The sequence below is a fragment of the Ruegeria sp. YKSE079 genome, from assembly GCF_059612845.1.
In genome coordinates this window covers 1-7,444 of sequence record NZ_JBXWRJ010000043.1, presented here as the reverse complement: position 1 = coordinate 7,444, position 7,444 = coordinate 1, and the positions used below count along the sequence as shown (strand labels likewise).

Genomic DNA, 7,444 nt, shown 5'->3' with positions numbered 1-7,444 from the left:
CATGCCAGTTGAGGACAACGCGCATTGCCCACACATCTTGCAGTCGAACAGCAGCCCTTTGGCGGCGCGTTCGACCACGGCCACCGGACGCTCGAGCCGGTCATAACCGATCGCCCGAAACACTGGGTCAAGCGCGACAAGCGCGTGTTCGAACAGGTCATAGACCCGTTTGAACATCCGTGAATGTCGGATGGCGAACAGCCGGACACTGTACATTGGACACACTCCTCTTGTTCGCGCCGGATGCGATCATCCGGCGCGTGTCTTCGTTTGACGTCTGGGTGATGGACGCGGCGGCCTACGCCGCCGATGGCGTCTCGAACGCTTTCAGGGCTTCGTTATAGAGAAGATCCAAGGCTTGCTCCTTGATTTGCCCATAGGTCGCCGAGGTGAGCATCTGGAAGTCGCGCGGCCGCTCCAGTGGCACATCGATCACCGTTTGCACCACTGTCGGCTTGTAGCTGAGCACCACCAATCGATCCGCGAGGAAGATAGCCTCGTCAATCTCCGAGGTCACAAACAGCGTCGTCGTATGGTGCCGGTCAAACAATTTGAGATAGTATTCCTGCATCAAACCACGCGACATGTGGTCAAGCCCCCGAAAAGGTTCATCAAGCAGCATCAGCTTCGGCCGCGCGATCAACGCTCTGGCCACTTCGGCCCGGCGCTGCATTCCCCCAGAAATCTGCGACGGAAAGCGGTCAGCGAAGGCAATCAGCCCGACATCCTGCAGCAAGGCTTTGGCTTCGGACTCGGCCTCGCGGCGCGGTACGCCCATTTGGATCGGACCGTAAGCCACATTGTCGAGCAAGGTCATCCACGGAAAGAGCGCCGTTTCCTGAAAGACGACGATGCGGTCGGTGTTTGGCCCGGTGACGGGGGTCCCATCTAGTGTGACAGAGCCAAGCGTCGGATTGGCATAGCCCGCAATGAGCTGCACCAAAGTGCTCTTGCCGCAGCCGGAGGGCCCTAAGAGCACCGTCAAACTGCCCGCAGGCACATCGAAGGTGCAGTCCTTTAGGACAATCTCTGCGCCTTCCGATGAGGTGCCGAAGACCTTTCCAACCGCGTTGACCGCGCAATGCCCTTCGGCGGTGTTTGCTGTCTGTGCCATTATGCCATCTCCCGTTCGCCGGCTTCGAAGGCCTTCACGGCCTCTTCGTGCACGGCCGCGATTGCTTCATCCTTGAGCTGCAGGAACTCTTCCTTACCGAGCAGCTCGGTCGGGCGCGGTCGGGGCAGATCGACAAAGATGGTTTGCTTGATACTGCCCGGCCTGGTTGTCATGACCAGGACCCTGTCGGCCAGATAGATCGCCTCTTCCAGATCGTGCGTGATAAAGAGAACCGTCTTGCGGTCCATCTCGTACATCTCCAAAAGCGCATTGTGCACCACGGTCTTGGTCAAGGCATCCAGCCCCCGAAACGGCTCGTCCAAGAGGATCGCCCGGGGATCATTCATCAAAGCGCGAACGATTTCGACGCGCCGGCACATGCCCGAGGACATGCCCGCCGGATATTTGTCCTCGACGCCGCCGAGGCCAACCTGGGCAAGCAATTCCCGCGCCCGGGTCACCGCCTGTTCCGTCGACATTTTACCCTGAACGATGGGCCCCCGGATCATGTTTTCCAAAACGGTGGCCCAGGGAAACAAGGCGCCGTGTTGAAAGACGACGATACGGTCGGGGCCTGGACGCGGCTGGATGGCAGTGGAGTTGATGCATTCGCCATCCAGATAGATCTCGCCTCCGGTCAGGTTGTCAAACCCGGCGACCGCATTGAGGAGCGTGGATTTCCCGCAGCCCGACGGCCCGACAATCGCGCAAAATTCACCCGGGCGGATTTCGATAGAGCAATCGTCCACCGCGACCACGGCCTTGCCCAAAGGATCATAGACCTTTTGCGCATTGCGGATCGACAACCATCCGCGCCGCCCGCCAATGCGGCGTTCGTGCCCGGCATAACTGCGCACAAGATCCTGCAGCGCACGCAGGCCCTGCTCGCCATGTTCACGGCAAAGGTTCTGGAACCAGAGCCCATCAAAGGCCAGCACCTTTGTCGGCACATCGCAGCGCGCAGAAATGATCCGCGACGGCAGCCCTTCGACAGCGGCGCCCCATCCAAACAATTGGCTCTGCGTCGCTGTCTCGCGGGCGATGGAATACTGCTCTTCTGCCGCTTGAACCTCGGGGTGCGAGACATGGCCAGAGACCAGGATATAGCACTTGTCCGAGGGATCCTTGCGGTTGAAGATCTCTGTCCCTTTGGCAAAGTCGATCTCTTCGGACTTTTCGGCCAGCGCGGTCAAGACCCCTTCTGGCGCCCGTCCGAGATGGCGGTTTTTTCGCAAAACCGCAAAACGTTCTTCAAATGTCATCATGGTCTGCCTCCTCAGTTCCGGCGCCAAGGTGTGGCATTGTCACCGATTTTGCGCATGACCCAGCTGGACGCCATGCCCGCGATACCGATGCTCAACATCCCCAAAACGATCCCGACCATGGAATGGGTCATGTAGCTGTCCCAGGTCATGTACCCAAGCCCGTTTGTCCCCGATGCCATTTCAGCAGCGATCACGACCTCCCAGGTGATCCCGATGGCGATGCTCAGCCCCGTAAACAGCGAGGGCAGCGCGCCTGGCAGCATCACCCGTCGAAACATCGCCCCACGGCTGGACCCGAGCGACAAAGCCGCCTGCTTGTATCTTGGGTCGATCTTGTCGATGCCCACCAGAATGTTCAGCAAGATCGGGAAAAATGCGCCCACGAAGGTCAAAGAGATCATCGTCGTTTCCGAGCTGGGCCAAAACAGGATCGCCAGGGGAAGCCAGGCCAAGGGCGGGATCGGCCGCATTATCTCAAAGAGAGGAAAGGTCAAGGCGCGGAACCGCTCGCTCATCCCCATGGCGACGCCGAGCAGGATTGCCAAGACGGCGGCGATGGCAAAGCCGGAAAAGACCCTGCGGCTGCTGTCGACCCAGTTCTGCCAATAGCCCTGGCGCGCGATTTCCTCGGGCACCCCGGCGGCCAGCTCGATCGGCGACGGGATCACCGTCAGCCATCCGATCCACCGGGAAATTTGCCAGACCGCGAAGAAGGTGAAGACGCCCATCAGGCCTTGCCAAAACACGGGCGAGGTCAGTCTGCGAGACCAGCGCGCCCAAACAAGTGATGATCCAGAAAGCTGTGCACTCACTGTCCCGCTCTCCCCTTTTCTTGCCAAGCCATAAGGCGTTTGCCGACATATCGAATGCCCGCGCTTGAGAGATAGCCGAGGATGCCCAGCGTGATCATGCCGATGACAATGTTGGGCAAGGCGACCTGCATGTAGGCGTCAAAGATCAGAAAGCCGAGGCCAGACCGACCGGCAATCATCTCGCCGCCCACCAATGAGAACCAGGACACGCCCATGGCGATTTGCAGCCCGGTGAACACAAAAGGCATGGCGCCTGGAACAATGATGCGCATCAACACATCGACGCGCCGATAGCCCAGACAATGCGCCGCCCGGAAATAGTCTTCCCCGATCGACCACACGCCAAGCACCGTATTCAGAACCGTGGCGAAAAAGGCCGCAAGCAAAGTGACAAAGACGACCGAGGACTCGACCCCCGGCAACAAGAGCACTGCGAAGGGCACCCAGGCCAAGGGCGGGATCGGGCGCAGCAGCTCGACGATGGGAAACACAAAGTTGTAAAACGTCCGGCTCCAGCCCAGCAAGATGCCCAAAGGAACACCCGCCGCCACGGCGATAAAGAAAGACAGCAGAACCCGGCGCACGCTGACAAAAATGTGCTCATAGTAGATCGGTGTGAACAATGAGACACCGTATTTTGGATCCGTGCTGACCCAGTCTGAGAAGATGTCAATCGGCGCAGGCAGAAAGTTGAACCGCGGCAGCGTGAAGACATCGGTTGTCAGGTGCCAGACCAACAGAAACGCGACAAAGCCAATGATGCCGAATTGCGTGGTCTGATTGCGGATAAGCCTTTGTAACCGGCTGGAATGCCCGTGATGACCCTCTGCGAAGGCTGCAAGCAACGCCGCCTCGCGTGCATCTGTCCCTACGCTACCAACACCCGGCCCTGTCTGTTTGTAGCGCACCGAATCCTTGGCTGGTGCAAGTTGTGAAACACTCATTGTTTTTTCCATGATATGTCAGAGCAGAGCGCCCGAAGGCGCTCTGACAAAAGAAGGGGGATCAGTTCTGGGCAAGCTCGTCGCCAGAATAAGGGTTCGCCCCCAGATCGCCTTCTTTCACAACAAAGAGCGGCTTGCTCGGGTCCAAACCTAATTCATCGAAGACTTCGTTGATTAGGTCGTCTTGGATGGCCCCTTCCGCAAAAGCAGGTTCAACCACGACGTTGATTTCGTGCAGGAAGTCATAGCCGCGCTGCAGCATATCCCGCATTTCATCCGTCAGCGCCATCTGCCCGGTCATAACGATCTCACCCGCGCCGGTTTCCGCAGGCAAATTGCCGTAGATCGCGTTCCAAAGAACTTCTTTGGAATATCCAGGAAGCTCGTTCTTGACGTAATCGATGACCTGCAGAGGCTCTTCGCGCATAAAGAACAACGCTTCGATATTCGCTTTCAGCCAGGCCTTGGCGATGTCGCGATGCTCTTGGATGAAATCTTCACGCATAACGATCGCGTCGGCGTCGGCTTCACCGTAGGGCGCCGGCGCGATGGCGTATTTGGCAAAGCCATCATAGACCGCCTTGGATGAATGGGGCTCGTATACCGCTGCCGCGTCTATCTTGCCGGCTTGCAGGCTGGTCACGATCACCTCGGCCTGCATTTGCTGCCACGTCACGTCGACGCCCTCGGTCTGCAAGATCGCCTGGCCCAGACGGTCGGCACAGCTGCCGCGCGGTACGCCGACTGTTTTGCCGTCCAGCCATTGCGCCGCTTCCTTGAAGGACGCGAAGTCGGGCGCGTCAGCGCTGATGATGAAATGCCCGCACATCCGGCCCGGCGTCGTGGTGTTGACGGCAACCAGATTGACCGGCGCGATCTCGCGCTTGGTGGTCGACACGATGGCGGGGTTGTCGCCGATATAGCCGATCTGCTGTTTGCCCGCCAATAGATCGGTGATCACTGGTGGGCCCTGGAGGTTGCGCTTCCACGACACCGAGCTGCCTTCGGGCAACCAATGCTCCCAGGCGCGGGTTTCTTTCATGATCACGGTGTCCCATGCGCCCGTCCAAGCCAGCCAGTAGTTGGAATCGATGTGGATGGGCTCGCCCTGCACCTGCTCGCGCTTGGCGACGATTTCAGCGTAGGATGTTTGTGCCTCCTCCGCAGCCAGAGCGGCCGCTGTGGTCAGACCGGCCCCCGTAAGCGCCACTGCTAAAAGTGTCTTCATGAGTTTCTCCTCCCTATGAAAACGTGAATGTCAGAGTGTCGTTGCCACCAAATGCGCCCGCCTTGCCCTGTTGATAGAGTTGTTTGTGCGGCTTGGGGTTGACGCGATGTGGCCGAGCGGCCCGCCCTAGGCGGAGGCCACCGTCTTTCCGTCGACATAGTGGGCCAACAGCTTTTGATATTCGCCGTCGTTCATCGCAAAGGAATCATCTTCCAGCGGATAGGACCCATCCAAAACCGCGTCTTTGTACTTCGTTATGCCTTCTTCCAGAAGCGGCTGGACATTGGTGAAGCTACGGCGGTTCTTGGGCATCGGGAACGCGCTGTACCCCACTACGTCGCCAGCAATATGATAGACACCATCGGCCTTGGTTCCGCCGCCCAGTGTGACCACTGGTACGTCATAGCGCTTTGCCAGGAATTCGGCCAGTTCCGCCGGGACTTGCTCCAGGATGAACGCAAAGACCCCTGCATCCACAAAGGCATCCGCGCTCTCGATAATCTCGCGCGCATCCTCGAATTTGCGGCCCTTGACACCGAAACCGCTTTGTTCGACCCGGCGCGAGGCCTGCATGCCGATATGGCCCATGACCGGCACACCAGCGCGGACAATCTCGGCGACATATTCAGCGGTGAACCGATTGCCTTCACATTTGACGGCATGCGCGCCGCCCTCGGAGATCAGCCGCCCGGCATTGCGCACAGCATCTTCCTTCGACACGTGATAGGTCATGTAGGGCATATGCGCGACAATGATGCCGTATTTGGTCACCCGGCTGACAGCCTGGCTCATGTAAAGGTGCTCTTCGAATTTGACAGTCGTCGGATCGGGGTGCCCAAAGAGCGACATCGGCCCAGCGTTACCAATCACCAGCAGATCGAAGCCAACATTGTCGGCAATGGCCGCGAGCGGAGAATCGTAGACACCGATAGACGTGATCCGTTCTCCCTTGCGCTTCTTCTCGCGCAGTGAATTCAAGGTAACTCGTTTGCGTTTGGCAGTGGTCATTTTCTGACGCCTTTTCTGTCTTCCTTCCGAATTGGAGCGATCTTGACAGCTTGGCGTCCGCTGTCTGTCGGCGCCCCGACACTTGCTGCCACTCCCGGCATTTCGCCAATTTTTTGGACTCCAGCCTTGAAACGATTGCGACATTTCGTCATGATTTCCGAGATTCTTTAAATCGGTGAACTGATCGGCTGTCCTGAAATGCGCCACCTGTCTCCGTCGCCCGCGCCTTGGGGCGCGCCGCTTGATGAAACGCCGTGGTACTGGCGCAGGGTCGATCTGTTCGAGAATGTCGACCCTTCTGTCAGGATTCGCACGCGCACCGAGGCCGTCCGGAGCCACTTCGGACGCGGTGAGACGATCTGCTTTGCCGACGATGCCGCGGATTGCGTGTTCTTTTTGGATTCGGGCTTGGCCAAGATCGAGCATATTGCGCCAACTGGCCAAACGACGACATTCTGGTTCTGCGCCCCAGGAGACCTGTTCGGGGCCGGTGGCATATCCGGCGCTGATTGTCAGAGCGTCTATGCAAAGGCGCTGGAGCCTTCGGATGTTTTGATCCTGTCACGCAGGCGCTTTGAAAAGCTCATCCGCGATCACCCCCAGCTGGGGTTGAACGTCATCACTTTCTTAAGCGCCCGGCTGCGCCTGGCCTGCGACTCGTTGGCCGAGGTCAAGCAAAGGGCCAGTCTGCGCGTGGGACGTGTCGTCCTGCGCCTGGCCGAAACATGTGGCGTGCGGACACCCGATGGGTCGGTGGCCCTTCAGGCGCGAATTTCTCACCAAGAAATCGCCGATATGGTCAATTGCACGCGGCAAACGGTTAACGAAGTGCTGCAATCTCTGGTCCGGCAGGACATCGTTCATATCGAAAAGCGCATGATCTACATCCGGCAAGTCGATCAGCTGAGATACGCCGTCGAGAACGCCGAGTGCCAGGAAGGCGCCGCCCTGTTCCCCGAATAAGGCGCTTGGTCGGGCGCGCTCTAAACCAGATCTTTCATCTCCACGGTTGTTTTTGCGGCTCGGTTTTTTGAGGGCTGGGTTTCAAAGCGCGCCACCATTCGCTGCGCTCC

Annotated in this window: 7 protein-coding genes and 1 pseudogene; 1 reads left to right on the top strand and 7 read right to left on the bottom strand. The window is 58.7% G+C overall.

The genetic code is table 11. From position 1 onward, the window contains the following. The 7 genes and pseudogenes from AC2FMY_RS21825 to AC2FMY_RS21795 all read right to left on the bottom strand — a co-directional run. Nucleotides 1-216 (bottom strand): annotated as a pseudogene (locus AC2FMY_RS21825) (methylenetetrahydrofolate reductase C-terminal domain-containing protein); the annotation flags it as partial. Nucleotides 217-298: 82 nt separating this feature from the next. Then, on the bottom strand, nt 299-1,114 hold the full coding sequence (locus AC2FMY_RS21820; RefSeq protein WP_496808096.1) for an ABC transporter ATP-binding protein: 816 nt from the start codon (nt 1,112-1,114) through the stop codon (nt 299-301). After that, nucleotides 1,114-2,379, bottom strand: a complete 1,266-nt coding sequence (locus tag AC2FMY_RS21815) for an ATP-binding cassette domain-containing protein (protein ID WP_496808095.1) — start codon at nt 2,377-2,379, stop codon at nt 1,114-1,116. The genes AC2FMY_RS21820 and AC2FMY_RS21815 overlap by 1 nt, the downstream gene beginning before the upstream one ends. 11 nt (nt 2,380-2,390) lie before the next feature. Then, nucleotides 2,391-3,107: an ABC transporter permease gene (locus AC2FMY_RS21810; RefSeq protein WP_496808094.1), complete on the bottom strand. Its 717-nt coding sequence runs from the start codon at nt 3,105-3,107 to the stop codon at nt 2,391-2,393. 80 nt (nt 3,108-3,187) lie between these two features. After that, on the bottom strand, nt 3,188-4,135 hold the full coding sequence (locus tag AC2FMY_RS21805; protein WP_496808093.1) for an ABC transporter permease: 948 nt from the start codon (nt 4,133-4,135) through the stop codon (nt 3,188-3,190). Between the two features lie 61 nt (nt 4,136-4,196). After that, nucleotides 4,197-5,363, bottom strand: coding sequence for an ABC transporter substrate-binding protein (locus tag AC2FMY_RS21800; protein ID WP_496808092.1), 1,167 nt, complete (start codon nt 5,361-5,363; stop codon nt 4,197-4,199). Between the two features lie 126 nt (nt 5,364-5,489). Beyond that, nucleotides 5,490-6,371 (bottom strand): 3-methyl-2-oxobutanoate hydroxymethyltransferase, encoded by an 882-nt coding sequence (locus AC2FMY_RS21795; RefSeq protein ID WP_496808091.1) that lies wholly within the window; start codon nt 6,369-6,371, stop codon nt 5,490-5,492. Nucleotides 6,372-6,569: 198 nt separating this feature from the next. Between AC2FMY_RS21795 and AC2FMY_RS21790 the strand changes: the two genes are divergently transcribed. Further along, nucleotides 6,570-7,334, top strand: coding sequence for a Crp/Fnr family transcriptional regulator (locus tag AC2FMY_RS21790; RefSeq protein WP_496808090.1), 765 nt, complete (start codon nt 6,570-6,572; stop codon nt 7,332-7,334). Nucleotides 7,335-7,444 lie beyond the last annotated feature (110 nt).

Coding starts and splice junctions, on each gene's coding strand:
- AC2FMY_RS21820 (WP_496808096.1), bottom strand. CDS start 1,114: ATGGCACAGACAGCAAACACCGCCGAAGGGCATTGCGCGGTCAACGCG.
- AC2FMY_RS21815 (WP_496808095.1), bottom strand. CDS start 2,379: ATGATGACATTTGAAGAACGTTTTGCGGTTTTGCGAAAAAACCGCCAT.
- AC2FMY_RS21810 (WP_496808094.1), bottom strand. CDS start 3,107: ATGGGCGTCTTCACCTTCTTCGCGGTCTGGCAAATTTCCCGGTGGATC.
- AC2FMY_RS21805 (WP_496808093.1), bottom strand. CDS start 4,135: ATGAGTGTTTCACAACTTGCACCAGCCAAGGATTCGGTGCGCTACAAA.
- AC2FMY_RS21800 (WP_496808092.1), bottom strand. CDS start 5,363: ATGAAGACACTTTTAGCAGTGGCGCTTACGGGGGCCGGTCTGACCACA.
- AC2FMY_RS21795 (WP_496808091.1), bottom strand. CDS start 6,371: ATGACCACTGCCAAACGCAAACGAGTTACCTTGAATTCACTGCGCGAG.
- AC2FMY_RS21790 (WP_496808090.1), top strand. CDS start 6,570: ATGCGCCACCTGTCTCCGTCGCCCGCGCCTTGGGGCGCGCCGCTTGAT.